The organism is SAR86 cluster bacterium, from assembly GCA_023703535.1.
Taxonomy (GTDB): Bacteria; Pseudomonadota; Gammaproteobacteria; order Magnimaribacterales; family TMED112; genus TMED112.
Map to the genome: position 1 here is coordinate 686252 of CP097967.1, position 26255 is coordinate 712506.

A 26255-nucleotide genomic window follows, 5' to 3' on the forward strand; every position below is an offset into this window, starting at 1 on the left:
TAAAAATGAAACTTTATTTCATTGATAAAAGTAATATATAAATAGATATGGCAAAAACTAAGAAAAAAAATGATATCGGAGCGTTTTCTAGGCTAGGAAATTTCCTAGGTAATATTTGGTATTTTATAAGAGTTGGAAGAGATTTCTTTTGGAAAGCAATACGCTTTACCTTAGCAACTTCAATCTTTTTATTTGTCGTTGCTGCAATTCTTATAAGCATTTTAGATCCACTTTTTGATAATGAGACTAAGCCAAAAGCAGATGGAAAGGTTGTAGTTTTTAGTCCAGACGGAATAGTTGTTGATCAACAAATCCCCAAATCACAAGATCAATTCACTTCATTTTTGGGCGATGAAGAAGTCATTACATATGAATTTAAACATCTAGTAGATTTTTTTGAGAAGTTTAAAGAAGACGAAAAGGTTTCGGGTATGATTTTTGATCCATCTGGACTACAAATTAGCTCTGCTTATGCAATACCTTTGGCTAAAAAGATAAAAGAAGCTGCTCAGGCAGGCAAAGAAATAATAATTAGAGCTGAGTCACTATCGATTTATGGAGATACGTCTTATTTGCTTTCATCCGGTGCAACTGAAATAAGCGCTAGCAAATACTCTGCATTTGCACTCGATGGCTTTACGTCTACAAGATTGTATCAAAAGGATTTTTTCGAAAAATTTCTTTTAACTCCGAGAGTTTTTACAGCAGGAGATTGGAAGACAGGGCCTGAAGACTGGACAAGATCAAATATGAGCCAAGAGCAAAAGGATAATTCATACTACATAGACAGATTTTGGAATGCGTATAAAAATTTTGTTAAAGAAACAAGAGATGTAGATCTCCAATGGTATGCAGATGAGTCATATAAAGATTTAATAGCAGGAAATGTTTCTTTTGAAAATGCCAACCTTGAGTGGAATATCATTGATTATCAAGAGGAAGAGGATGACTTTAATGACAGAATGCTGGAAAAGTTTGGGGCTGCAGAAGATGACGAAGACGAGCTAAATGCAATTTACTATAGGGATTATTTGAAGACATTTGAAAAGGCAAAAAAATCTAAATCAAAAAATGTAATAAAGGTAATTACTGTAGAAGGTGCTATTACTACAGGACCGGTACAGCTAGGTATTGCTGGCTCTGATGGGCTAGTAAAAATGTTAAAAGCTGCTCATGAAAATGAAAATACAAAAGCAATTGTGTTGAGAGTAAATTCACCAGGCGGCTCAGTTGTTGCATCTGAATATATAAGGTGGGAAATTGAAAAAGCACAGAATAAAGGTATTCCAATTGTAGTTTCAATGGGAAGTTTAGCTGCTTCTGGTGGCTACTGGGTTTCATCGATGGCAGATAAAATCTACGCAGAAGAAAATACTATTACAGGATCTATAGGTGTTTATGGGCGTCTTTTATCCTTTGAAAAGATTCTTGAGTGGGCAGGATTAAATTATGATTCAAATAAAACTACTGAATTTGGAGACTTCAATCCTGTGGCAGAAGACTGGCCTGAAGAAATAATAGAAACTTTTCAAGCAAATATTGATGAAACATACATGAACTTCACAACACAAACTTCAAAAGATAGAGATATACCCCTGGAAAAGGTTTTAGAGATTGCTAGAGGAAGAGTGTGGTATGGAGAAGATGCAGTTGAAATAGGTCTCGTTGATGAAATAGGCACCCTTGAAGATGCTATTAATTTTACAGCAGAGTCCATATTAGAGATTGATGACTTTAAAGTGGACTATGTAAAGCCTGCAAAAAATAGCAACAGCTTAAATTTTGCAATCTCACTAACAGAAGCTATATCTGAATTTGTGAATGGAAAAGAGTTAAGTAAAGGTAAAATGAGAAAAGAAATTAATGTCCTTTGCAGAGAGTGTTCTCTTATTGATTAATCCTTTTCTTTAAAAAGCCCATTATTGCTCTTTTCGATGGTCTTTTCTTCTCAGAGTAAAGAAATTGCTCAATCTCAACAAACAAATCTTTAATAGAGGAGATATCTCTTCTTACGATCTTTGATATATCTTCAATAAGCTCTTTTGAAAAAAAAAGTTTCAATTTTGTATTCATAAAATCAATTACATCATCAACTTCATCATCAGAAATCTGTTCAATTGAAAAACAGCTCATCTGTTTAATCCTAGAAAGCAAATCAGGAAAAAGATTTAATTTAGTAATGTGTAGTTGAGAAGAGATTAATAGCTTTGTCTTGCTGGTAAAAGCCTTATTCACAAGATTGAAAAGCTCTACTTCTATATCCTTATTAGAGCAATGAATATTGTCTATACAAATAACTGAAAAAGAATCTATTTCATTAAAGACTTTTACATTATTGCTAAGGTTTTCAATATCGATATACAAACATTTTTGCTCGCTAAATTTCTTGTGATTAAGTGCGCAGTTAAGTAAAAAAGTCTTTCCTAACCCTTTGTCTCCAGAAATAAATAAATTATGTGCATTAGAATCATTAATAAATAAACCTAATTCATTTTTTAATATTTCATTTTTTTTTGAAAAATAAAAATTATCTAAGCTTGCATTAAGATCTCTCTTAAAATTAAAAAAATATTGATTGCTAGAGGTAATTTTATTCATTTAATTTTCTATATTTAGATATTCTTCTATCTTTTTTTTGTTAAATTTTAATTCAAGAAAATTTTTTTCATCGATTCGAATTACTTTAAATCCTATGAAATATTTTTCTGCATTAAATTCTATTTTCTCATTAGTCGTGGAAACTTGATAATCATCTAATATCTTTTGACTTAACTCATATATTTTTTCCTCTAATCTATATATTTCCTCATAATTAACAATATAGCTAATAACTATATTGTCTTCTTCAGCCAAATTAACTGAACTTGATAGTCCAAAAAAAAGTATAATTCTAGTGACTTTGAGAATTTTTGAATAAAACATTACACAAACATTAACCATAAATGAATAAAGGCAAAATTAATTATAAATCATCAGGAGTAAACATTGATGAAGGGCAAAAATTTATTGAAGATATTAAATCTCTTACCAAAAAAAGGGATTTAAAAAATGTTTTAAGCAATATAGGGAGTTTTTCAGGCTATGTTAAACCACCGAAAAAATACAAAGACCCAGTGTTTGCACTAGCTTGTGATGGAGTAGGAACTAAAATTACCCTTGCACTTAAGCAAAAAAACCTTTCATCTATTGGAATAGATTTAGTAGCAATGTGTGTTAATGACTTGGTAGTTAGTGGTGCAACTCCATTAACTTTTCTTGATTACTATGGAGTATCAAAACTTAATAGAAATAAAGGAAAAGAAATTATAAAAGGAATTCTGAAGGGCTGCGATCAGGCTGGTTGCGAATTAATTGGTGGCGAAACTGCAGAAATGCCTAATCATTATACTAAAGATAATTTTGATTTAGTTGGGTTTGCGATGGGCATTAATGAGAGAAAAAATATTATAGATGGGTCAAAAATTAGAAAGAATAATGCAATACTTGCACTGCCCTCTTCAGGCTTTCACTCTAATGGATATTCTCTAATTAACAAAATAATAAATAGCAAAAAAACTGATAAAAAATTACAAAAAAAACTACTAACGCCAACAAAAATTTATGTAAAAGAAGTGCTTGAACTCACAAAAAAACTAAAAATCAATGGAATGGCTCATATTACTGGAGGCGGGCTTGAAGAAAATCTTTCACGAATTAATTCCAGCTACACAATGATTATTGACAGAGACAAGTGCAAATTAAAAGGGATTTTTTTAGAAATTATGAAACTCGGAAATATCACAAGAAATGAGATGTACAAAGTCTTTAATTGCGGAATTGGCTTTTGTTTAATTCTTGATAGAGACGATGTTGAAAAGGCTAAAAAAATTAACTCAAAGTTGTTCGAAATTGGATATGTTTCAAAGACAGAAAAAAAATTCATCTTCAAAAATTAATAAATGAACATTGTTGTCTTCTTTTCTGGTACAGGCACTAATCTTCAATCAATTCTTCAAAATGAGGAAAAATTAAACTACAAGGTAATATCAACTTTCACAAATAACCCTGATGCAAGTGGTATTGATATATCAAAGAACTTTAATGTTGATTGTAAAATTTTGGATCATAAAAAATTTGATTCTAGAGAAAAATTTGATGAGGAAATCAATGTTTATTTGCAAAAACTAAACCCTGATTATGTCATCTTAGCTGGATATATGAGAATTTTAAGTAATTTTCTGGTAGAAAAGTGGAAACAAAAAATCATAAATATACACCCTTCCCTATTGCCAAAATATCCTGGATTAAATACACATGAAAGAGCCTTGCTTGCAGGTGATAAACTTCATGGAACTACAATTCACTATGTCACTTCTGATCTTGATGCTGGGCCAATTATCAGACAACAGAGTATTGAAATTGAACCAGATGATACTATTGAATCTTTAACAGAGAAAATTAAAAAATTAGAAAATAAAATTTATCCAGAAACTATATCTAACCTTTAAAATGCGTTTTTTCATCTTATTCTTATCTTTTTCACTTATATCTGATGAATTTAAGAGCTGGGATGCCAAGTTTAAATTCACACATTATTCTGCAGGAAATATAACTCTTAAAAGAAGTTTTAAATTCGATGACAATGAAATTACTTCTAGATTTGTTTTGAGGCCTCTTTTTATTTATGAGTATTCACAAAAATCCTCGCTAGTTCTAGAAAACAATAAAGTTAAAACACTTTTTACAAAAGTGAAAAATAATGTCCCTGGTAGTAAAGAAAAAAGTTTTGAAGTCTCTTTCTTAGATAATAAGATTGAATCTCAGGAGCTTGGTTTTGCATTTTTAAATGAAGAAAATGTGCTGGATCAGCTTGGAAGTGATCTCCAAATGCGACTTAATGTTAAAAATGGCGTTGATAACTTTTTCTTAAATGTAATTACAAATACAGAAGGGAAAATTGTTGAACGTGAATATAAGGTAGTTGGAGAAGAGGTTATTAAAAAGAAATTTGGAAATATTAATTGCATTAAAGTTAAAGCAACATCAAATGATGCGGGAGATATAACTTATTATATTTCACCGGAGTATGATTTTATGATTATTGATAGTTTCATAGAGTTAAGAAATGGCAAAATTAATAAACTATCTCTAGTAGACGAACCTAAGTTTTTGGAAGAGTGACACCTGTTTGTCCCTGATATTTTCCTCCACGATCTTTATAGCTAGTCTTACAAACTTGGTCTGATTCAAAAAAAAGCATTTGAGCAACTCCTTCGTTAGCGTAAATTTTTGCAGGTAAATTAGTTGTGTTTGAAAACTCTAGCGTCACATGACCCTCCCATTCAGGCTCTAGTGGAGTTACATTTACAATAATTCCACATCTAGCATAGGTTGATTTTCCAAGACATAGAGTAAGTATCGATCTTGGTATCTTGAAATATTCCACCGTTCTAGCAAGTGCAAAAGAATTGGGTGGAATAATACATTCACTATCTTGTATATCGACAAAACTTTTTTCATCAAAATTTTTAGGGTCAACTACTGACGAAAATGTATTTGTGAATATTTTAAATTCATTTGCACACCTTACATCGTAACCATAACTTGATACGCCATAGGAGATTACTTTTTTATTATCAACTTCTCTAATTTGCTCTTTTTCAAAAGGTTTAATGAGCTGATTTTTTTCTGCCTGTTCAATAATCCAATTATCAGATTTAATGCTCATTCTTTGATTTCTCTTCTACCCTGAATAGCTCTACCTAAAGTAGTATTATCAACATACTCCAATTCCCCTCCCATTGGAACTCCATAGGCTATTCTAGTGACTTTAACTTCTTCTTTTGTGATCTGATCTCTAATATAGAATGATGTTGCGTCCCCCTCCACTGTTGGACTTGTTGCAACTATTATTTCTTTTATATTCGAATTAGTAATTTGTTGGATTAATTTAGGAATGCCTAATTCTTCAGGCCCTAAGCCATCTATTGGAGAAAGTCTGCCCATCAAAACAAAATACTTTCCCTTAAAAGTTCCTGAATTTTCTATTGCAAGTACATCTGAAGGATTTTCAACTATACATAGCATATTTTGATCTCTTTTTTCATCACTGCATATATTACAAATGCTTTGCTCAGTTAAATTTCTACATTGGTTACAATTCCTTATTTGTTCGGTTGCTAACCTTAATAGATCAGATAAATTTTTGGCTTTATCTCTGTTTTTTTCAAGTATATTAAACACCATCCTTTGCGCAGATTTGATGCCAACGCCAGGCAAAATAGTTAAAGCATTTATTAATTCATTTAACAGATCAGAGTCATTCTTCATGGTCAATAATTATTAGTTTCTCTTTATTTAAAGTCTTGTCATAGTTTTCTTGTAAATTTTTAATTAGAGAGCTGTTAATTATCTCTTTTTGAAAATCTTCAATTTGTTCTTTTCTTTTTTTCTTCCAGTTATTTGAGGGTGTATCAATTACTTTATCTATCTCCTCAATTTCTATATCAAGGTTACCAAAACCTGCATTATCAAGAGATTTTTTTAATTCAGAAATATTATTTTCTTTTATTCTTTTTGCAAACATCTTCTCTCCAATAAAAATTACTTTGTTATCGGATGATTCTTTTATCTCGAGATTTGCAAAATGAGTTCTGGTAGGCCCAACAATATCAAGACTTTCAAAAGTTTCCAACCAGATTTTAGGATCTAATTTTTTTTCTTCATTTGTTTGCTTTGATTCTTCTGTTTCAATTTTTTCCTCAGACTTTTGTGGTATTTTAGATTTACTTTTCTTGGAATATTCTATTGATTGGTCTTCAGACTTTTTTTTTGAATCGTCTTTAATTTCTTCGGTAGAGTTTTTTCTGTTATCTCTGAATGATAAACATTTCAAAACACTTATTTCAAATGCTTCTCTTGTTCTTCCAGAAATTTGTGACTCATTAAATCCAGAATTGAAAAATTGATGATATAAATGAGCGTCCTGAGAATCATTTCCTTTTAACATCTCTTGAATTATTTGTTTATGCAATTCAGCTAAAACTCTCTCAAAAAGAATTTGATAGTTTGTATCGAGGTCATAAAAACGTTTTAGTTCGTTGATAATATTTTCGACATTATTTTCTGAAATATCACTTAATAATTTATCTACAGATGATTTGTCTATTAGGCCATGAAATTTTGACATCTCTGCCTCAGTTATATTGTTATTGCATTGAAAAGCAGCCTGATCTGCAAGGGTAATTGAGTCTCTAATTGATCCGCCAGCTAATTCAACTAATAAATCTATTGCACCATCATCAAATGAAATATTTTCTTTTTTAAAAATATTTTTTATATTCTCTGCAATAGAATTATCCGAAACAATCTTTAAGTTAAATTGTAAGCATCTCGATATAATTGTTTTAGGAATTTTATCTGACTCTGTAGTTGCCATTAAAAATACAACGTGTTCAGGGGGTTCCTCTAAAGTCTTAAGCATAGCATTCCAGGCATTTTTAGAGAGCATATGAACCTCATCTATGAGATAGATTTTGTATTTCCCATTTGAAGGACTGAATTGAACGCTGTCTAGAAGCTCTCTCATTTCCTCAACTTTGCTATTTGATGCTGCGTCTATTTCTATTAAATCTAAATGAGAATTATTTTGTATATCTATGCAGCTAGGACAGTTATTGCAAACATCGCCGTTATCTAAATCATACTGATGGCAGTTTAGTGCTTTTGCAAATAGTCTAGCAAGCGATGTTTTACCAATTCCTCTTGTGCCAGAAAAGATATAACCGTTATGAATTTTTTGATTTTTAATAATATTTCTTAATGCAACCACTGCATGATCTTGTCCTATTACTTCTGAAAAAGATTTTGGTCTATATTTTGTTGCTAAAGTCATATATCAAGATTTGTTGACCCTTTTATTATTTCATAAGTGAAACCTCGGTAGGACAAAAATCTCAAAATCTTTTGCTTATCTTCGTAATTAAGTTTTTTGTTACCAATTTTTCTTTCTGAAACATTTTTACAAATAGCATGCCAATCAATATTGAGTGAATATAAATCGTAATCATTTTTTGAGATTGAATTTTTCTGGAGAAGTTGTTCTATGTAATTTGGGCCATAACCTGCTTCACTTTTGGACTTTATTAGAGATTCAGCAAATCGCTTATCTGATAACAAATTTTTATCAATGAGTTTATTTATCAGCTCTTCAATTTGTTCTTCATTATCCTGAAACTTTTGAATTTTGCTTTTTAATTGCGAAATCGAGTGCTCCCTTCTTGATAGGATATCTAGCGCTTTATTCCAAAGGTTTACTTCTGGCAATTCTTATTCAAGTGGAACTACCCTCGTTCTGCCGGCAGACCTGATAATTCTAACTTCATCTCCTTTACGGAAATTATAGTTTAGGTCTTCTGATATTTCTTGCACTACTGAAATTTCTTTTCCATTATTTTCAAGAAGAATTATTAACTCTAACCCCTTCTTTCTTGATAGTGACTCTCCTACTTCACTTCCAACAACTGAACCAACCAGTCCTCCAACTAATCCACCAATTAACTCAGATGTTTCTCCATCACCGTCAGCTGATCTTTTCGCAGCAGATCCTGTTACAATTGCACCAATTACAGCGCCCGATGCAGTTCCAGCATCCCTATCGCCCTCTATAATAACCTCTTTGACTGATACAACAGTGCCAGAGAGAACTATTTGAGATTTTCCTGCTGCATCTCTAGGCACAACGTTTGGCTTGAATCCACCAGTAGCACAGCTAGTTAGAAAGATTAGAGAAAAGGTTAAAAATATTTTAAGTTTATTGCTCATATTTACTTTGATTTATCATAAGAGGAAAAGTTCCCTCATGTAATTTAAATAAGTCCTCAACTTTACAATTCAATATTGTAGCAATCTTTAATGATAAGACTGTAGAGGGTATATAAACCCCATTCTCAATTGCATTGATACTTTTACGTGATACCTGCACAGCTTCTGCTAAAACAGCTTGAGTTATGCCAGCCTCTTTTCTTTTAACCGTTAGTAGCACTTCTAAATCTCTATGATTTTTACCCATTTATATTATCCTTAATAAACAATAATGTAACTTATACTACTCATTATTTCAAAAAAAAACAACATTTTGAGAAGTATAAGTTACATTTATCAAAAAAAAACTTGATTTTTGAAAACTAATCTATAAATTATGTGATGTTGGTGCTCGGGTGAGGCCAGCAATTAATTAACTAGTCGCTTATAAGGAGGACATTATGTTAATAAATTTTACTGATCCAATGTTTTCAAACCGAGTTTTAGGTTTTGAAACACTCGTAGATAGACTCGAAAGAATTTCTAATGAGTCTCAATCTGGTTACCCACCGTATAATATTTTTAAGGATGGGCTTAAGTTTAAGATAGAAATTGCTCTAGCAGGCATCGATAAAAAAGATGTTGATATTGAGCTGTGTGATGGAGTGCTGACAATTAAGCATGATGGTCCTAAGGAGGACAATTCTGCTGAAGAGGCATTGCACAAAGGCATAGCTAAAAGAGCATTCAAGCTAAAATTTACTTTAGCAGAAGATCTTGAAGTTTTAGGTGCTGCAATAAAAAATGGTTTACTTACTGTTAACCTTGAAAGAGTAGTACCTGACCATAAAAAACCTCGTGTAATTGAGGTAAAATAACTATAGGGCGGGAAACCGCCCTTCACTTTATGAAATCTATAACTAAATTATTTTTATATCTTCTACTAACATTTAGTATAAGTGTTCAAAGTAGTGTTCAAAACGAATACTCTTCATTTTCAGTTATAGGTAACAACAATGTAATAAATAAACCTGGAGCAATCGAGCTCGGTTTTAAATTTGCCTTAAAAGATGGTTGGCATACGTATTGGTTAAATGCTGGTGATTCTGGAGGGCCTGCTGTATTTGAGTATAAAAATAATTCTAATTTAGTTATTTCTGACATAACCTGGCCTGGACCTCAAAAGATTCCATACCCTCCTCTCATGACATATGGATTTAAAAATGATTTGGTTATTCCTTTTAAATTAACTCTCAATAACTTAGAAGATTCTCAAATAGAAATAAAAACAAAATTTTTAGTTTGTGATGATATTTGCATACCACAAAATGATTCTTTCTCTTTAGAGTTAAAAAATGGGATTTTAAATATTAAACAAGCCCCAAATGAGCTTTTGAAATGGAAATCTCTTATTCCTGCAAGAGGACCTCCGGTTGAGATAGTTTTTCCAAACCAAAATGGAGCCCTAGAGATAATTTCAGATCAGATTGATGAAGGATCATATTTTTATCCGTACATGGATGGTGTAATCGATTATTCAGTTGCACAAAAAATTACAATTAAAAATCAAACACAAGAAGGTTCACTAGCTCTTTCCATGTTAGATACTTTTGATGGACAAATTTCTGGAGTTATATCCTCAAAAAACGGTTTTAGCGAAATTAATGAAACAATTAAGATTACGCCAACTGTTTTAGAAAGTTCTTTATCCGAGATAAGTTTAATAACAGCTTTATTGTTCGCATTTATTGGAGGTTTGATCCTTAACCTAATGCCATGCGTTCTGCCAGTAATTGCTTTAAAGGCCTTTTCTCTCATTAAAAATTCACAAAATTCTAATAGCTCAATTACTTTAAATGCTTCTCTGTATGTATTTGGTGTTTTAGCTACTTTTTTAGGTATTGCAGGAATTTTGATTGCATTGAAGGGAGCAGGAGAAAATATTGGTTGGGGCTATCAATTGCAATCTCCAATGATTGTTGGTTTTCTAAGCACTTTAATGTTTGTAATAGGGCTTATCCTTTTTACAGATATTGATTTTGGCAGCAGCTTAACAAAACTAGAAAATCTTAATAATACTTCTGGTGCATCGGGCTCATTTTTGACTGGAGTTTTATCAGTTTTAGTTGCTTCACCTTGTACTGCACCATTCATGGGTGCAGCGTTAGGATATGCATTAGTGCAATCTAATACCTTCTCAATGCTGATTTTTCTATTCCTTGGACTTGGATTTGCATTACCATATTTTCTAATTGCAATTTTCCCAAGACTTGTTGAATTCTTACCAAAACCTGGAGAGTGGATGAAATATTTAAAACAATTTTTTTCATTCTTAATGTTTGGAACAGCAATCTGGTTATTTTGGGTATTATCAAACCAAGTGGAGACAAACTCACTTCTTACAATACTAATAGTTTGGCTAGTCATTTCTTTTTTCATATGGTTTTTACCTCTCAAAATTTCAAAACCAATTAAATACTTAACTTCTTTAGTAATTTTATTCTCCACTATAATTTTTCTTGACTGGGGTTTTAAGCAGAAAGGTGTAGAAACTATGGTTAATGAAAGCTCTTGGACCAAAGAGAGAGAAATTTCCCTTAGAAATCAAGGTTCATCATATTTTATTAACTTTACTGCAGCTTGGTGCATTACTTGTCAGGTAAATGAGAGAGTTGCATTAACAGAAAGAACATTAAAAGAATTTGATAAAAGAAATATAAAATATTTCAAGGCTGACTGGACAAATAGAAGTGATGAAATTTTCCAAGAATTAAAAAAATATGGCAGATCTGGTGTTCCTGTATATGTATTTTGGAATAAAAATCTAGAACAGCCTATAATTTTAAATGAAGTTTTAACAGAAAAATATGTAATGGAGGTTACAAAATGAAAGCTAAAATTATTCTAATTATTTTCTTTGCAATGAATATTTTTTCTCTTGCAAAAGTTGGAGAAACTGCACCTAACTTTTCACTAATTAATCAAGACAATAAAAAAATAAGCCTTGAGGAGTTTCGTGGCAAAAAAGTAGTCCTAGAGTGGACTAATCATGAATGTCCCTTTGTCAAAAGGCATTATGAGACTGGTAACATGCAAAAACTTCAAAAGGAATTAGTTGAAGAGAATGTAATTTGGCTTTCTATTGTTTCTTCTGCAAAAGGAAAACAAGGATATATAGATCAAGACCAAGCTAAGGAACTTACCCTAACAAGAGATGCATCCCCTAATCATGTTCTTCTTGACGAGGATGGTTCTGTAGGTAAAAAGTTTGTAGCTAAAACTACACCTCATATGTATGTAATCGATGAAGATGGCATGCTTAAATATCAGGGTGCAATAGATAACCTTGGGACAATGGGTGCTCTTTTTAGTACAGATCTATCCAAGGGAGTAAATTTTGTTAGAGAAGCAATTCAAAGTCTTAACGCAGGATTAGAAATTGAAAGTAGCAGCACAAGGCCTTATGGGTGCTCTATAAAATACTAGAAAATATAGTCAGCCCAAGATTTGTCAGGAAAATCTGACCTCTTTAACTTATGTCCATTTAATAAATGAGCAAATGATGGTTTTTTAGGCTCTATTATTGGCTTGAGAGTTTTTGAACCTTTTTTTGTATTGCATGATTTGCAACATGTAACAATATTCTGCCACTCTGTCTGTCCTCCCTTAGATCTTGGTATTACATGGTCTAATGTAAGCTGATTTACATCAAAAATATCTAAACAATACTGGCATTTATACATGTCTCTGAGATAGACATTTGACCTGGAGAACTTTACGTAATTTTGAAATTTATGGAATCTCTTCAACATAATTATGCTTGGAACTTCTACCTCAACTGATGGTGAACGCACAACCCAATCTTCATGATTTTTTACAATAACTACGTTTCTTGTAAAGATTAGTTTGATAGCAGTTTTCCAATCTAAAGTTGATAAAGGAAAATAGCTCACAGGCTTACCATTTCCATTTAAAAGAAGACAATCTTTTGGCATATTTCTTAAATTAATTTAATAATTCATCATAAATTATATTTTGCTTGTATCAACATAAGCTGTATGATTATTCTGTATAAATTTTTTGCTTATGATTGAACCATTTATACTTTTTGGGGAACAACACATTGAGACTCTTACTTATACCTTCGGTATAATTGTTTTGATTTGTTTAATAAGTAATTTCATCAGCACTTCCCTGCAAAATATTGTCACAAAAATTATAGGAATCTCTCTTTTAGGCTTTGAAATTCTTAGGCCATTTTTATACATTTTTGTTTTTGAAAAACCTTGGGAGACTTACCTCCCCTTGCATATGTGTGCGTTTAGTGCATTTCTTATAGGTATTTTCTTGTTAAGCAAAAGCAGAAATCAAATGTTCTTTGAGCTCCCTTACTACTGGGGCGTAGGAGGTGCAACTATGGCGCTTGCAACACCAGATCTTACGCTTGGGTGGCCCGATGTTGAATACTTTTTCTTCTTCTATGGCCATGGCCAAATTTTATTGGGAGTGTTTTTTGCATTAACTGTTTTAAAATATCGTCCACATCTGCAAAATTTTTGGAGAATGGCAGTTATAACTATTCTTCTTCTAATACCAATTTACGCAGCGAATATTCTAATTGGAGGAGATGCAAATTATTGGTATTTAATGGATAAACCTGCCGGAGACTCTCTAGCGGTTTTTATGCCTGAAGCTCCTTATCATATTTTGGGTATTGCACCCTTAGCACTAATTGTTTTTTTCATCACATACGTACCTTTCTTGTTGTGGGACAAATTTAAAAAAGCATGACAAAATTCGATTACATAATTGTTGGCGGCGGTTCAGCAGGTTGTGTCTTAGCCAATAGATTAACGGAAGACAAAGCAACTAATGTTTGTCTGATTGAAACTGGCCCGAAAGATAAAAATCCTTTAATTCATATACCTGCAATGTATGCATTTCTAAGAGGAGCAAATCTAATTTATGAGTACGATACAGTTCCACAGAAAAATTTTAGTGATGTTACATTAGCTGAAGGGCCTGCAAAAATTTCAGATACATTTGGAAGAACTTACTCAGTTCCCCAAAGTTATGAAGAAAAGAGAAAAGGCTACCAACCTAGAGGTAAAGTTCTAGGTGGCTCAAGCTCAGTTAATGGCATGCTTTATGTTAGAGGGCACAAATGGGACTACGATCATTGGGCTGAATTAGGTAATGAAGGATGGTCTTTTAAAGATGTGCTTCCATATTTTAAGAAATCTGAAAATAATGAAGTTTTTTCAGATGATTTGCATGGCCAAGGAGGACCGTTGAATGTTGCCGCTCAAAGACATGATAATCCATTCACAAGGTTTTTCGTTGAGGCAGGCTCAAAAGTACATAAATTAAATGATGACTTCAATGGTGATGATCAAGAAGGTGTTGGAATATATCAAGTAACCCAAAAAAATGGTCTTAGATGCAGTAGTGCTGTAGCCTATCTAAACCCAATAAAAGATAGAGAAAACTTGACCATATTTACAGATACTATTGTTGAAAAAGTTGAATTTGAAAAATTAAGAGCAAAATCAGTTAAATGTATAAGTAAGGACAAATATTTTTCTTTAGAGGCAAATAAGGAGATCATTCTATGTGGTGGAGCTTATGGTTCCCCTACCCTTTTGATGAGATCTGGAATTGGTGACAAAGATTTTTTAGCATCAAGACATATAGAGTGTCTTGTAGATTTAAAAGGAGTTGGTGAAAACCTACAAGATCATCTTGACTATATTACAACGCATCGAGTTGATGACTGGGAGCTTTTAGGTAGTTTCTTCAAATCATTAAAGTTTACTTTTAGAGCACCTATAGAATTTATGAAATTAATTTTTCAGAGGAATGGGATGTTTACTTCGCCGTTAGCTGAAGGAGGTGCTTTTATTAAATCTTCAAAAGATAAGGAAATTCCAGACATTCAATTACATTTTGTAGTAGCTATGGTTGAAGATCATGGGCGCCAAGACCTATGGGGAAATGGCTTTAGCTGCCATATGTGTCTTTTAAGACCTGAATCAAGAGGAACTGTAAAAATTGCAAGCAAAGACCCATTCGAAGATCCTTTAATAGATCCCAACTACCTTTCGGTCCAATCCGATATTGACACAATGGTTGATGGATATAAAAGAATGATGGAAATTATGAATAGTGAGCCGTTGAGTAATTATAAAAATATCAGAAACCCAATAGACATAAATAATGATCAAGCGATAGTCAATGCACTAAGAGAAAGATCAGATACAATATACCATCCTGTAGGTACGTGTAAGATGGGCAATGATGAAATGGCTGTAGTGGATAGTGAGCTCAGAGTAAAAGGCGTTGAAAATCTTAGGGTTGTTGATGCCTCTATTATGCCGACGCTTGTAGGTGGAAATACAAATGCTCCTTCAATGATGATTGGTGAAAAAGCAGCTGATATGATAAGGAACTCAAAATGACTGCACAGGCATTAAATTTACTAGACACATCTCATATCCTCACATTTATTTTTTGCATTTTTGTTATAGTTTTTCTACCAAGACTCTTCATAGGTTCAAGTGAGAGGACAATCAAGATTTTACGCTATACACTTGCTTTTCTTATGATTTCTCATGAGATTTTCGATCCATTTTTTAAAGTTGAAGTCAGAAATTACGCAATGGTAGATGCGCTTCCACTCCATATGTGTGCTTTTTCAACTTGGTGTATATCTATTTATCTTTTAGGTGGTCCTAGAATATTTTTCTTATTTGCATATTTTTGGGGAATAGTTGGTGCTGGGATGTCTTTATTAACTCCAGACACTGCACTTGGCTTCCCATCTCTTGAATATCTAAATCATATGTATGGACATTTGCTTATAATTTTGGGGGTATCTGTAGCAATGGTCTTAATGGATCAAAGACCCTACTTTAAAGACTTTCTCAAAATAATGACTTACACAACTTTTGTTTTCTTGCCATTGATGTATGTACTAAATTTTGCTCTAGAAACTAATTATTGGTACATTTTAGAAAAGCCTAGTGGGGACAATATTACAAGCTTTATGCCAGATGCTCCCTATCATATCTTTGCACTAATACCTGCTGCTTGGTTTTTCACTTATTTGGTGTATGTTCCGTATCATTTAAAGGATAGGAGAGCAAATTAGCATTTTAGAAGTTCACTTTCATTCAGTAACTTCAACTAACGAAATTTGTTTAGAAAAATTAGAAGAAAAAAAATATTCTTCAGTTCTCATTTCCAGTAATTCACAAACAAATGGAAGAGGAAGAAATCAGAATAAGTGGCATAGCAAAGAAGGTAATATTTATTTTTCATTTGGTTTCATAAAAGATAATCTTTCAGAGAAAATACCTCTTAAAACAGCAGTAGTAGTTAGCGATGCAATAAAAGATTTCTTTGGTATTGATATTCAACTAAAGTGGCCTAATGATTTGGTGTACAAGAATAAAAAAATTGGTGGAATTTTAGTTGAGTCAGTTAATAGCGATGGCAAATTTTTTGTCGTAATTGGGGTAGGAATAAATCTAAAACTGGATGCACTAGAAGCTCACTGGGGAGATCTAAATCTGACAATAAATGAAAAGGAAAGATTAAAATTTATTAAATTTGTTTTTAAAAGGTTATCGAAAATTAATGAGGATAATTTTCTTAGCGACTGGAAAGAAAGGTGGGAGAAAAAATGCTTCCATATGAATCAAGAGATACTAATCTTGCCTGATGAAAAAAAAGGTGTTTTTTTATGCATCGACACCTCAGGAAGAATGATTGTTCAGTTAGATAAGGAAAAGAAAGTTTTCAGCAGCTCGGAAGTTAAAATAAGAAATGCTTATTAGTTAACAAGCATTTCTCATATTAATTAATTCCAATTAGAAAAAATAAATTCTTCATAGAAGCTATTTTGCCCACTACATTTGGCAATCCTCTCAAATCTCTTTGAGTTTTCAGGGTATTTTGAAGAAAAATCTACATATTGCTGTGCCATTGTTGCTCTGGATTCGAATGAGTCCCAGTGAAATACCTGAATAAAATCAAATTCAAATTCATCTTCCCAGCCAAGATATGGAAAAAGATAATGATGCCTCCATCCTTTAAACCCATATTGAATGAGTTCAGATTCATTAAGTTTGGCGGCAGAAAATAGCTTTTCACTGTTGCCAGAGGCTGTAAATTTACATGCAGCAAACTGAACAGGTTTTTTCTCATCTTTTTTTTCAGATGAGATTTCACTTTTGCCAACTAAAAAGTTATATACAGCTCGCCACTTATTGCAGTCTGCTGCATCATCTGGTTTTTCGTAGTCATTTAAGTATGACCCCCACTCTTCATACATGGACTGCCCATCTGGCCAACTTCCCCACAGAACATAATCATATTCAAATTCCCCTGCATGCATTGGAGCTAAAAATGATTGCTCATATTGCGAACCAACACTTTCCACAAACTCTCCGTATTTACTTGCAATATTTTTTGCATCATCAATCGAATTTCCCTCTTTTAAATTACACCAGGCAAATTCTGAACGGTATTGTTCCTCTTGCGAGAAAGAAAAAAATGAAATAAATAAAAGTATTAAAATTTTCATAAGCACTCCTTCTACAAACTTATCATAAATTTCTTAAAATAATTTTTTTTATCTCAAATAGTATAATTAAACTGTGATAAAGATTTATGCCACAGAAAATTCAAGATCAGTAAGGCCAATTTGGACAGCAGAAGAACTTGGTATTGATTATGAACTTGAAATGATGCCATTCCCTCCAAGGGTTTTTAAAAAAGAGTATCTTGATGTGAATATGCTGGGTACTGTTCCATATCTGATTGATGGAGATATAAAAATGACTGAATCTGTTGCAATGTGCCAATATCTTATAGAAAAGTTTGGACCTTCAGATTTACAGGTAATGCCAAATGAAGCTGATTATCCAAACTATTTAAATTGGCTTTTTCATGCTGATGCCACACTTACTTTTCCGCAAACTGTAGTACTAAGATATAAATTTCAAGAACCTGGTGTTGCCGATGGTGCAATTGAAGGTTATAGCAGGTGGTTCGTTTCACGCCTAAAGCTTCTAGAAAGTAGTTTGGCTGATAGAGAATTTCTTTGCTCAAATCGCTTCACAATAGCAGATATATGTGTAAGTTACGCAATAAATTTAGCAGAAGCTCTTGGCATTGAACAAGCAATGAAACCAAATATAAAGCGTTGGACAAAAAATTTATTTAAAAGAGAGGCTTTTCTGAAAGCTAAATCTTTAAAATTTGAAGAATCTTAGTGATGGGAAGAATAGGTAAATATATTTCCTACCTATTAATTATCCCAATACTTTTGTGGGCTTTTAATATTTATTTTAAGCCAATAAGTCATGCTAAAGTTTTATTGAACTCAAGTGGTGAAGTGAATAAAAAATTAAAAGATAACTTCTCATACAGAGATCTTAATAAAAATGGGAAGCTTGATATTTATGAAGACTCAAGACAGCCTGTTCACTTGAGGGTTGATGATTTGCTTTCTCAAATGACTTTAGAAGAGAAAGTTGGTCAAATGTTTCATCCCCCAGTTCTTATTAAAGCCGATCCTATCTTTAAATCTTTTTTAGATGCTATGCGTGGTGGTGTTTCAGTAGAGGAATTTATTTCTTTGAAACATATATCTCACTTTAATTTTTATGGGAATGCTTCCCCAATTGATATTGCAAAAAAGCTAAATCAACTACAAAAAGTTGCAGAAAAAAGTAGGCTTGGCATTCCAGTAACCTTTAGCACTGATCCTCTTCATGAAGTTCCGCGTGGAGGTGGCATAGCATCATTTTCATTAGAAGGAATATCGAAATGGCCATCACAACTTGGATTTGCAGCTACAAGAGATGCAGATTTAATTTTTAAATTTGGCTAAATTGCTTCAGCTGAATATCGTGCAATGGGTTTTAGAACTGCACTTCATCCAATGGCTGATTTAGCTACGGAACCAAGATGGGCTAGAAATTTTGGAACCTTTGGATCTAATGCTGATCTTTCTTCTGAGATGACGGTGGCCTATATAAAGGGGTTTCAGGGTGAAGAGATAAATGAAAAGAGTGTTCACACTATGGTCAAACATTTCCCTGGTGGAGGACCACAAGAAGGAGGGCTTGATCCTCATTTAAAATCTGGGGAGAATCAAATTTATCCGGGAAATAACTTTAATTATCATTTGAAACCTTTCCAAGCTTCAATTGATGAAGGAATAAAGGTAATAATGCCTTATTACGGAATACCTAAAGGACAAACAGATGAAGATGTAGCAATGGCATTCAATAAATATATCCTTACCGAATTATTAAGAAAGCAAATGAACTTTAGTGGTGTAATTTGTACTGACTGGGGTGTTATAGAAGAAAGGCATTGGGGTGTTGATGATCTTTCAATAAGTCAAAGATATGAGAAATCAATCAATGCAGGAGTTGATCAGTATGGTGGTGAAGATAAACCAGAATATATTATTGATCTTGTTCAAAAACAAAGAATCTCAGAAAAAAGAATAGATGAATCTGTTAGACGAATCCTTACAAATAAATTTGAATTAGGTTTATTTGAAAATCCGTTTGTTAAAGAAAGTTTAGTCTCTGAACTTGTAAATAAAAAATCTTATATCGAGGAAGGTCTTGATGCACAAAGAAAATCTATAGTGTTGCTTTCAAACAAAGATAACACTCTTCCACTATCTAAAGATTTAAATATTTTTGTCGATGGAATGAGTAAAACTGAAGCATCAAAGTTCGGTAAAATTGTTAATGACCCAAAAGATGCGGACTATATACTTCTTTTCCTCAATACTGTATTTAATGGAAATCAGCCATCTGGAATTGATAGAGTCCAAGATAATTTTCTAAGTAAAATGTTTCCAAATATGGATCTTAATTATGATGATGAAATAAATTCAAGAATTGAAGATTATTCAAAAAAGTCAAAGTTAATCATTATTTCAGATTTAAATAGACCGGCTATTTTGACAACAGCTGTAGAGAAAAGCATGAGTCTTATTGGTACGTTTGGCGTCCAAGATAAAGTTATTTTTGAAACTATCTTTGGAGATAATAACCCGTTAGGACAACTACCTTTTGAAATTCCCTCTTCAATGGAAGAGGTTAAGAGTCAAAATTCTGATGTCGCAGATGATACAAAATCACCAATCTTTAAATATGGACATGGTCTGAGTTATCCTGATTAAATCATAGCAATTATTTTTATTATATTATGCGAAGTTTTATAAATTTTTTTTCTTAATTTTTAAAAAATTTATTATATAATTTTCCTAAATGTATAAAAATATCGCTCCAATTCTTAAGTCATTTATTGATAAAAAATCGAATTCTTTTATCAATAATAAAGAAATGATGCTCCAGAAAATTGAGAAGCTTAATTCTCTATTAAGTGAAGCAGAGTTAGGTGGTGGTCAATATCATCTCGATAGATTAGCAAAACAAGGAAAGCTTCCAGTAAGGAAAAGGATAAAGCTTTTATTAGACCCTGACACACCTTTTCTTGAAATATCCCCTTTTGCTGCTCATGGTACAAGTTATACAGTTGGTGGTGGCTGTGTAGTTGGAGTTGGACTTGTTGCAGGTAAAGAATGTGTTATTTTCGCAAATGATCCATCAGTTTTAGGTGGTGCGATGACAGTGTATGTCCAAGAAAAATGGATGAGAGCAATTCAAATTTCTCGTGATAATAAAATTCCATTCATTAATTTTGTCGAGTCTGCTGGTGCTGATCTTAGAGGTGCCCAAGGTGGTGCAACAGAAACAAGACAACTTCAATATCCACATTTTGCCTCATCAGGGAGGTCTTTCTATGAAATGACAGAGTTATCAAAGTTAAAAATTCCAGTAATTTCTGTAGTCTTTGGTTCTTCAACTGCAGGAGGAGCATATCAACCAGGCATGTCCGATTACAATATTTTTATAAGAAACCAATCTAAGGCTTTTCTAGCTGGCCCTCCTCTAGTTCAAATGGCTACCGGAGAAATTTCAGATGATGAAACGCTTGGTGGGGCAAAAATGCATTCTGAAATATCTGGTTTCTCTGACTATTTAGCAGAGAATGATAGCGATGCGATTAGGATTTGTAGAAATGTTGTTAATCATCTAAATATTTATAAAAAATCAAACTTCTCCTTAAAAACATCGTTTGAGCCTGCTTATGACTCAGAGGATCTTTTAGGTTTATTCAGCGATGATTTAAAAACTCAAGTTGATATTCGTGAAGTAATTATGAGAATTGTTGATGAATCAAGATTTGAGGAATATAAACCTCTTTATGACAGCTCTATGGTTTGTGGTTGGGCAAATGTCTTTGGTTATCCTATAGGTATTTTAGGAAATAATGGTCCTATATATCCTCAAACAGCTGAAAAATCAGCAACATTCATTCAACTTTGCAACCAAACTAATACTCCTATTGTTTTTCTACACAACGTTACAGGGTTTCTTGTTGGCAAAGAGTTCGAGAGACAAGCAATTATAAAAAAAGGTTCTCAACTCATTAACGCAGTATCTAATTCAAATGTTCCTCATATAAGCTTCATTATTGGTGCTTCATATGGTGCAGGAACATATGCTATGTCAGGCAGAGCATTTAATAATAGATTTTTGTTCACATGGCCATCAGCAAAAATAGCTGTAATGGGGCCTAAACAATTTGCAGGTGTGATGTCTTTAGTAAGAAGAGCAAAGGCAAAAAGAAAGGGTGAAAAGTTTGATGAAAAACTAGATAAACAGCTCGTTGAAATGGTTGAAACATTAGCTGAAAAAGAATCTTTAGCTCTTTCAGCCAGCAGCATGGTAACTGATGATGGAATTATTGATCCAAGAGATACTAGAAATGTTTTAGGATTTTCTCTTTCAATCTCAGACAATAATTTAATCAAAGGCGCTGATGGGTATGGAGTTTTTAGACTATGAGACTTAAAAGAATCCTTGTAGCAAATAGAGGCGAAATTGCGCTCAGAATTATTAAAACTATTAAAGAAATGGGCTTAGAAGCTGTTGCTATGTATGTGGAAATTGATAAAAACTCTGTATATGTTCAGAATTCTGATCATGCATTTAGACTTGATAATGGGTATATGGATCAAGATGAAATCATTAATAAAGCAAAGCAATTTAATGTAGATGCAATACATCCAGGCTATGGGTTTTTATCTGAAAATGCAGAGTTTTGCAAAAAAATAAAAAATGAAAAGATTGTTTGGATTGGGCCGGACGCAGAAACAATTGAATTAATGGGAGATAAAATCAATTCAAAAAATTTTTGTATAAAACAAAATATTCCAACACTCAGCAAGACCTCTAAACTCTCTGATGCAAAAAAAATAGGTTATCCAATCTTAGTAAAGGCTTCTGCAGGAGGTGGTGGCAAAGGAATGAGAGTAGTTAATTCGCCAAAAGAACTTGATGACTCTGTAGCAGCAGCCAAAAGAGAGGCTAAATCAAGCTTTGGAGATAACAGAGTTTTTTTAGAGAAGTTCATTGAAAAATCTAGGCATATTGAGGTGCAAATATTAGGTGATAATTTCGGGAATGTAATACATCTTGGTGAGAGAGAATGTTCAATTCAAAGAAGGCACCAAAAAATTATAGAAGAAAGTCCCTCTTTAAGACTGACTGAAGATTTAAGGCAAAATATTACAAGTACAGCTGTTGAGTTAGCTAAAAAGTTAAACTACAAATCTGCAGGAACAGTTGAATTTATTTTTGATGAAAATACAAACGAATTTTGGTTTTTAGAGGTAAATACTCGTCTCCAAGTTGAGCATCCAGTTACAGAAATGGTAACAGGCATCGATCTTGTTAGAGAACAAATAAAGGTTGCTAGTGGAAAAAGACTTTCATTCCAACAATCAGATATAGTCTTTAAAGGTCATGCTATTGAGGCAAGACTTTATGCAGAGAATCCCAATAATGACTTTCTTCCTGAAACTGGAACTATTGCTAACTTATCTTTTTCAAACTCAGCAAATATCAGATGGGACACAGGAATCAAAAAAGGAGATAAAGTTACTCCAGACTTTGACCCCATGCTTGCAAAAGTAATTTCGTTTTCAGAAACTAGGGAAGAATCAGCGAAAATCTTATCAAAAGAGCTTAAATCTATTCATCTACCAGGTGTTATAACAAATAAAGATTTTTTGATTGGATGTCTAGAAAATAAATCATTTCTTAGCGGCAAAACTACTTCAGATTTCATTGAGCGGGAAAACAAGAAGCTATTTCCTCTGAAAGATAAGGGAAATATAGATAGATGCATGAAAGCTGCGGTTGCATGGTTACAGTTTTACCAAAAAACTTATAACAGCAATCTTAATTTTTTACCACGAAATTGGACAAATGGAATATTGCCAAAGTCCACTCTGGCTTTTCTCTTGAATGATGAGGAATATATTTTTAAATATTCAAATACTGGAAATTTTTTAGAAATTTATAGAGAGCACTTTGAACGAATTTCACTCTCAAAAATTGAAATGGTAGAAGTTAGTGAGAATTTAATAATCTGTGAGATTGATGGAATAATCCTAAATGCCACTATTACCAAATTTGGAGAAAGTATCTCAATAAATTCTGGTCAAGGAGATTTGATATTAAAAATTTTACCAACTTTTAATGATCTAACTGAGGTAGCTGCTGAGGGAAGCTTAACAGCACCTATGCCAGGTAAAATCATTAAGATTAATGCAAAATTAAATAAAACTGTAAAAGCTGGTGAGACACTTTTAATACTTGAAGCTATGAAGATGGAACATGCTGTAAAAGCTGTATCTGATGGTAAAATTTCCGAAATGTATGTAAAAACAGGGGATCAGGTCGAAAGTGGTGCAAACCTACTTAAGATTGATTGATGAGTAAAAATACAATCAAAATTGCTAACTGTAGTGGATTCTATGGTGATAGGCTATCTGCTGCAAAAGAAATGGTTGATGGTGGTCCAATTGATGTTCTTACAGGTGACTACCTTGCAGAGCTAACCATGGCTATTCTATATGGTCAAAAAATACAAAGAGGAGAAAAAGCTGGTTATGTAGGAACTTTCCTTAAGCAATTGAAACAAATTGCCTCTTCTTGTTCAGAAAAAAATATTAAAGTCATCTCTAATGCTGGCGGACTCAATCCAAAAAGTATGGCCGATGAAGTAAAAAATATACTTGATTCCGAAGGGCTGAATCTAAAAGTTGCATACATAGATGGTGACGATTTTATGGATAAATTTGATGAGCTAAAAAAAAATGGAGAAGAGCTTAAAAATTTAGATACTGGAGCTTCACTATTCAAACAAAGTCTTCCAGCAGTTTCTGCAAATTATTATTTAGGATGTTGGGGCATTAAAAAGGCTCTTGATGAGGGTGCAGATATAGTAATTTGTCCGAGAGTTACAGACGCAGCACTAGTTATGGGGCCTGCAGCTTGGAAATTTAATTGGTCTAGAGATGACTATGATAAATTGGCTGGTTCACTGGCCGCTGGACATATTATAGAGTGTGGAGCTCAAGCTACAGGTGGCAACTATTCTTTTTTTAAAGAAGTTCCCTCATTTCAAAATGTTGGATTCCCAATTGCAGAAATTGAAGAATCAGGCAATTTTAAAATATACAAACACAAAGGGACTGGTGGATTAGTATCAACCGGAACAGTTACAGCTCAATTACTTTATGAAATTTCATCGCCAAAATATCTTAGCCCAGATGTAATAGCTCACTTTGACTCATTAAAAATTGAAGATTTAGGTGATGACAAAGTATTTATTTCAAACGTCAAAGGATCTCCTCCAACAAACAAACACAAGGCATGTATAAATCTGGCTGGCGGCTATAAAAATAGTATGGAGCTCATTGTTACAGGTTTAGATATTGAAGAAAAAGCAAAAATATTTACCGATGAATTGTTTCGCTCTCTCGGAGGTAAGGATGAATTCGATGATGTCTCCATCCAATTAATTAGAACAGACAAGAAGGAGCCATTAACTAATGAAGAGGCTATGGCAATTTTAAAGATTGACGTAAAATCCTCTTCACCAGAAAAAGTTGGCAGAATATTTAGTGCAAAAGTAATAGAACTTGCTCTCGCTAACTATCCCGGGTGGACTGCTCAAAGTGAGATTAAACAAGCTTCGCCCTTCATTTCATATTGGCCTGCCTTAGTTGATTCAAAGAATGTGAAAGAAAAACTTCATTTCAATAATGAATCTAAAGTTATAGAAATCGAAAAGCATCAAGAACAACCAATTAACTTTGAAAAAATCAACATTGATGAATATGTTGCAAAGGATATTGAAAAAATAAATTTTGGAAGAATTTTTGGAACACGTTCGGGTGACAAAGGTGGGTGTGCAAATTTAGGTGTATGGGCAAAAGATGCTTCAAGTTATTCTTATCTCTACCATTTTTTAACCGTAGAACAATTAAAAAAATTATTACCTGATCTTGAGTGTTTTGAAATTGAAAGATATGAACTGCCTAACATTTTTGCACTAAATTTTTATGTCAAAGGAATACTTGAAAATGGGGTATCATCTAATAATAGGAAAGATGGGCAGGCCAAAAGTCTTGGAGAATATCTAGGCACAAAGCTCATTGACTGTCCTAAAGAATTTATTGAAAAATATGCAAATTAATGACTTAGAATTTAAAACTACGTTAGTCACTCAAACTAATAACATCTTAGAAATTGTCTTAAACAGACCAGATAAAAAAAATGCCATTAATCCTACCATGACAAATGAACTGTTGTATGCCTTAAGTTTTGCCGAAAAAACACATGAAATCCGAGTGGTGAAATTTAGTGCTAATGGTGATGTTTTTTGCTCTGGTGGTGATTTGAGCGTTATGAAAGAAGAAAAAAATGACCTTATTCCTGATATGAAAGGAGGTATAGCCGATATAGTCAAATCAATAAGAAAATTATGTAAACCAATAGTTATTGAGGTTAGGGGCAATGTTTATGCAGGTGCTTTACTGCTTATAGCAAATGCTACTCATGTATTTGCTTCAGATCATGTAAAGTTTTCAGCGCCTGAAATTAAAAGAGGTATATGGCCTTTTATGGTAATGGCTGGTTTATTTAGAGTAATGAACAGAAGAGCTGGTTTAGATTTTATTATGAGAGGAAACCAAATTAATGCTGTCGAAGCAAAAGAACAAGGATTAATAACAGAGTTTTATTCTGAAAAGGATATTGGTAAAAAGGTTCAGGAAGTAGTTGATGAGCTAGCCGCATTACCTCCAAAAGCAATGAAAAAAGGTTTAAATGCCTTTTATAAACAAGAATTTAAGGATTTTGATGAAGCAATGGATTTTTTAGAAAAGCAAATTGCTGAAAGTCTTCAAAGTGAAGAGGCTCAAGAGGGTATAACTGCATTTCTTGAAAAAAGACCACCCAACTGGAAATAAGGTTAAGGTATAATTGTTATGTATTTTAAGGAATCTGATCTAATACGAGAAT

The 26255-nt window shown here is 32.8% G+C and carries 28 protein-coding genes; 18 read left to right on the forward strand and 10 right to left on the reverse strand.

Annotation, left to right across the window (positions count from 1 at the left end):
• Positions 1-47: 47 nt before the first annotated feature.
• Complete coding sequence (gene sppA / locus M9B42_03585; GenBank protein URQ63863.1) at positions 48-1898, forward strand: signal peptide peptidase SppA; 1851 nt, start codon at positions 48-50, stop codon at positions 1896-1898.
• Here the strand turns inward: sppA and M9B42_03590 are convergent.
• Together M9B42_03590 and M9B42_03595 are read right to left on the reverse strand one after the other, a co-directional pair.
• Complete coding sequence (locus M9B42_03590; GenBank protein URQ63864.1) at positions 1888-2598, reverse strand: DnaA/Hda family protein; 711 nt, start codon at positions 2596-2598, stop codon at positions 1888-1890. The genes sppA and M9B42_03590 overlap by 11 nt on opposite strands.
• A complete protein-coding gene (locus M9B42_03595) occupies positions 2599-2940 on the reverse strand; it encodes a hypothetical protein (protein URQ63865.1) in 342 nt (113 codons plus the stop codon). It abuts the gene before it with no gap.
• A gap of 2 nt (positions 2941-2942) precedes the next feature.
• Here M9B42_03595 and purM point away from each other — a divergent pair, with 2 nt between their 5' ends.
• From purM to M9B42_03610, 3 genes are read left to right on the forward strand one after another with little or no spacing between them, the layout of a single operon-like run.
• On the forward strand, positions 2943-3935 hold the full coding sequence (gene purM / locus M9B42_03600) for a phosphoribosylformylglycinamidine cyclo-ligase (GenBank protein URQ63866.1): 993 nt from the start codon (positions 2943-2945) through the stop codon (positions 3933-3935).
• 3 nt (positions 3936-3938) lie between these two features.
• Positions 3939-4487, forward strand: coding sequence for a phosphoribosylglycinamide formyltransferase (gene purN / locus M9B42_03605; protein URQ63867.1), 549 nt, complete (start codon positions 3939-3941; stop codon positions 4485-4487).
• Position 4488: 1 nt separating this feature from the next.
• Positions 4489-5160 (forward strand): DUF3108 domain-containing protein, encoded by a 672-nt coding sequence (locus M9B42_03610; protein URQ63868.1) that lies wholly within the window; start codon positions 4489-4491, stop codon positions 5158-5160.
• Here the strand turns inward: M9B42_03610 and dcd are convergent.
• The 6 genes from dcd to M9B42_03640 are packed head-to-tail and all read right to left on the reverse strand — an operon-like array spanning position 5141 to position 9049.
• The gene (dcd, locus tag M9B42_03615; protein URQ63869.1) at positions 5141-5707 is read right to left on the reverse strand and encodes a dCTP deaminase; all 567 of its coding nucleotides are present in this window, start codon (positions 5705-5707) and stop codon (positions 5141-5143) included. The two genes, M9B42_03610 and dcd, sit on opposite strands and share 20 nt — an antisense overlap.
• Entirely contained in the window at positions 5704-6309 is a 606-nt protein-coding gene (gene recR / locus M9B42_03620) for a recombination mediator RecR (protein ID URQ63870.1), read from the reverse strand. Before recR ends, dcd begins: the two co-directional genes overlap by 4 nt.
• Complete coding sequence (gene dnaX, locus M9B42_03625; protein URQ63871.1) at positions 6299-7873, reverse strand: DNA polymerase III subunit gamma/tau; 1575 nt, start codon at positions 7871-7873, stop codon at positions 6299-6301. Before dnaX ends, recR begins: the two co-directional genes overlap by 11 nt.
• Positions 7870-8304 carry a recombination regulator RecX gene (locus M9B42_03630; GenBank protein ID URQ63872.1) on the reverse strand — a complete coding sequence of 145 codons (435 nt, stop codon included), beginning with the start codon at positions 8302-8304 and terminating at the stop codon, positions 7870-7872. Before M9B42_03630 ends, dnaX begins: the two co-directional genes overlap by 4 nt.
• 3 nt (positions 8305-8307) lie before the next feature.
• The gene (locus M9B42_03635; protein URQ63873.1) at positions 8308-8802 is read right to left on the reverse strand and encodes a hypothetical protein; all 495 of its coding nucleotides are present in this window, start codon (positions 8800-8802) and stop codon (positions 8308-8310) included.
• Positions 8792-9049 (reverse strand): helix-turn-helix transcriptional regulator, encoded by a 258-nt coding sequence (locus M9B42_03640; GenBank protein ID URQ63874.1) that lies wholly within the window; start codon positions 9047-9049, stop codon positions 8792-8794. The genes M9B42_03635 and M9B42_03640 overlap by 11 nt, the downstream gene beginning before the upstream one ends.
• A 193-nt stretch (positions 9050-9242) precedes the next feature.
• On the opposite strand from M9B42_03640, the gene M9B42_03645 reads away from it, so the two are divergent.
• The 3 genes from M9B42_03645 to M9B42_03655 are packed head-to-tail and all read left to right on the forward strand — an operon-like array spanning position 9243 to position 12267.
• Entirely contained in the window at positions 9243-9659 is a 417-nt protein-coding gene (locus M9B42_03645; protein URQ63875.1) for an Hsp20 family protein, read from the forward strand.
• Between the two features lie 29 nt (positions 9660-9688).
• Entirely contained in the window at positions 9689-11671 is a 1983-nt protein-coding gene (locus M9B42_03650; GenBank protein ID URQ63876.1) for a thioredoxin family protein, read from the forward strand.
• Positions 11668-12267, forward strand: coding sequence for a redoxin domain-containing protein (locus tag M9B42_03655; protein ID URQ63877.1), 600 nt, complete (start codon positions 11668-11670; stop codon positions 12265-12267). Before M9B42_03650 ends, M9B42_03655 begins: the two co-directional genes overlap by 4 nt.
• On the opposite strand, the gene M9B42_03660 is transcribed toward M9B42_03655, so the two are convergent.
• Positions 12264-12776, reverse strand: coding sequence for an HNH endonuclease (locus M9B42_03660; GenBank protein URQ63878.1), 513 nt, complete (start codon positions 12774-12776; stop codon positions 12264-12266). The two genes, M9B42_03655 and M9B42_03660, sit on opposite strands and share 4 nt — an antisense overlap.
• A 91-nt stretch (positions 12777-12867) precedes the next feature.
• On the opposite strand from M9B42_03660, the gene M9B42_03665 reads away from it, so the two are divergent.
• The 4 genes from M9B42_03665 to M9B42_03680 are packed head-to-tail and all read left to right on the forward strand — an operon-like array spanning position 12868 to position 16619.
• Positions 12868-13572 carry a TIGR02206 family membrane protein gene (locus tag M9B42_03665; GenBank protein ID URQ63879.1) on the forward strand — a complete coding sequence of 235 codons (705 nt, stop codon included), beginning with the start codon at positions 12868-12870 and terminating at the stop codon, positions 13570-13572.
• The gene (locus tag M9B42_03670; protein URQ63880.1) at positions 13569-15239 is read left to right on the forward strand and encodes a GMC family oxidoreductase N-terminal domain-containing protein; all 1671 of its coding nucleotides are present in this window, start codon (positions 13569-13571) and stop codon (positions 15237-15239) included. Before M9B42_03665 ends, M9B42_03670 begins: the two co-directional genes overlap by 4 nt.
• The gene (locus M9B42_03675; protein URQ63881.1) at positions 15236-15931 is read left to right on the forward strand and encodes a TIGR02206 family membrane protein; all 696 of its coding nucleotides are present in this window, start codon (positions 15236-15238) and stop codon (positions 15929-15931) included. Before M9B42_03670 ends, M9B42_03675 begins: the two co-directional genes overlap by 4 nt.
• A gap of 43 nt (positions 15932-15974) precedes the next feature.
• Positions 15975-16619: a biotin--[acetyl-CoA-carboxylase] ligase gene (locus M9B42_03680; GenBank protein ID URQ64790.1), complete on the forward strand. Its 645-nt coding sequence runs from the start codon at positions 15975-15977 to the stop codon at positions 16617-16619.
• 23 nt (positions 16620-16642) lie between these two features.
• Here M9B42_03680 and M9B42_03685 read toward each other — a convergent pair whose 3' ends face one another.
• Positions 16643-17368, reverse strand: a complete 726-nt coding sequence (locus tag M9B42_03685) for a hypothetical protein (GenBank protein ID URQ63882.1) — start codon at positions 17366-17368, stop codon at positions 16643-16645.
• A gap of 73 nt (positions 17369-17441) precedes the next feature.
• On the opposite strand from M9B42_03685, the gene M9B42_03690 reads away from it, so the two are divergent.
• The 7 genes from M9B42_03690 to M9B42_03720 all read left to right on the forward strand — a co-directional run bounded on the left by M9B42_03690 (position 17442) and on the right by M9B42_03720 (position 26203).
• Positions 17442-18059: a glutathione S-transferase family protein gene (locus tag M9B42_03690; protein ID URQ63883.1), complete on the forward strand. Its 618-nt coding sequence runs from the start codon at positions 17442-17444 to the stop codon at positions 18057-18059.
• A gap of 2 nt (positions 18060-18061) precedes the next feature.
• Complete coding sequence (locus tag M9B42_03695) at positions 18062-18679, forward strand: hypothetical protein (GenBank protein ID URQ63884.1); 618 nt, start codon at positions 18062-18064, stop codon at positions 18677-18679.
• Between the two features lie 51 nt (positions 18680-18730).
• Positions 18731-19993 carry a glycoside hydrolase family 3 C-terminal domain-containing protein gene (locus M9B42_03700; protein ID URQ63885.1) on the forward strand — a complete coding sequence of 421 codons (1263 nt, stop codon included), beginning with the start codon at positions 18731-18733 and terminating at the stop codon, positions 19991-19993.
• An 88-nt stretch (positions 19994-20081) separates the two neighbouring features.
• Complete coding sequence (locus M9B42_03705) at positions 20082-21725, forward strand: acyl-CoA carboxylase subunit beta (protein ID URQ63886.1); 1644 nt, start codon at positions 20082-20084, stop codon at positions 21723-21725.
• Positions 21722-23659 carry an ATP-grasp domain-containing protein gene (locus M9B42_03710; GenBank protein URQ63887.1) on the forward strand — a complete coding sequence of 646 codons (1938 nt, stop codon included), beginning with the start codon at positions 21722-21724 and terminating at the stop codon, positions 23657-23659. The genes M9B42_03705 and M9B42_03710 overlap by 4 nt, the downstream gene beginning before the upstream one ends.
• Positions 23659-25428, forward strand: a complete 1770-nt coding sequence (locus M9B42_03715; GenBank protein ID URQ63888.1) for a DUF1446 domain-containing protein — start codon at positions 23659-23661, stop codon at positions 25426-25428. Before M9B42_03710 ends, M9B42_03715 begins: the two co-directional genes overlap by 1 nt.
• Complete coding sequence (locus M9B42_03720) at positions 25418-26203, forward strand: enoyl-CoA hydratase-related protein (protein URQ64791.1); 786 nt, start codon at positions 25418-25420, stop codon at positions 26201-26203. The genes M9B42_03715 and M9B42_03720 overlap by 11 nt, the downstream gene beginning before the upstream one ends.
• The last annotated feature ends 52 nt before the right edge of the window (positions 26204-26255 follow it).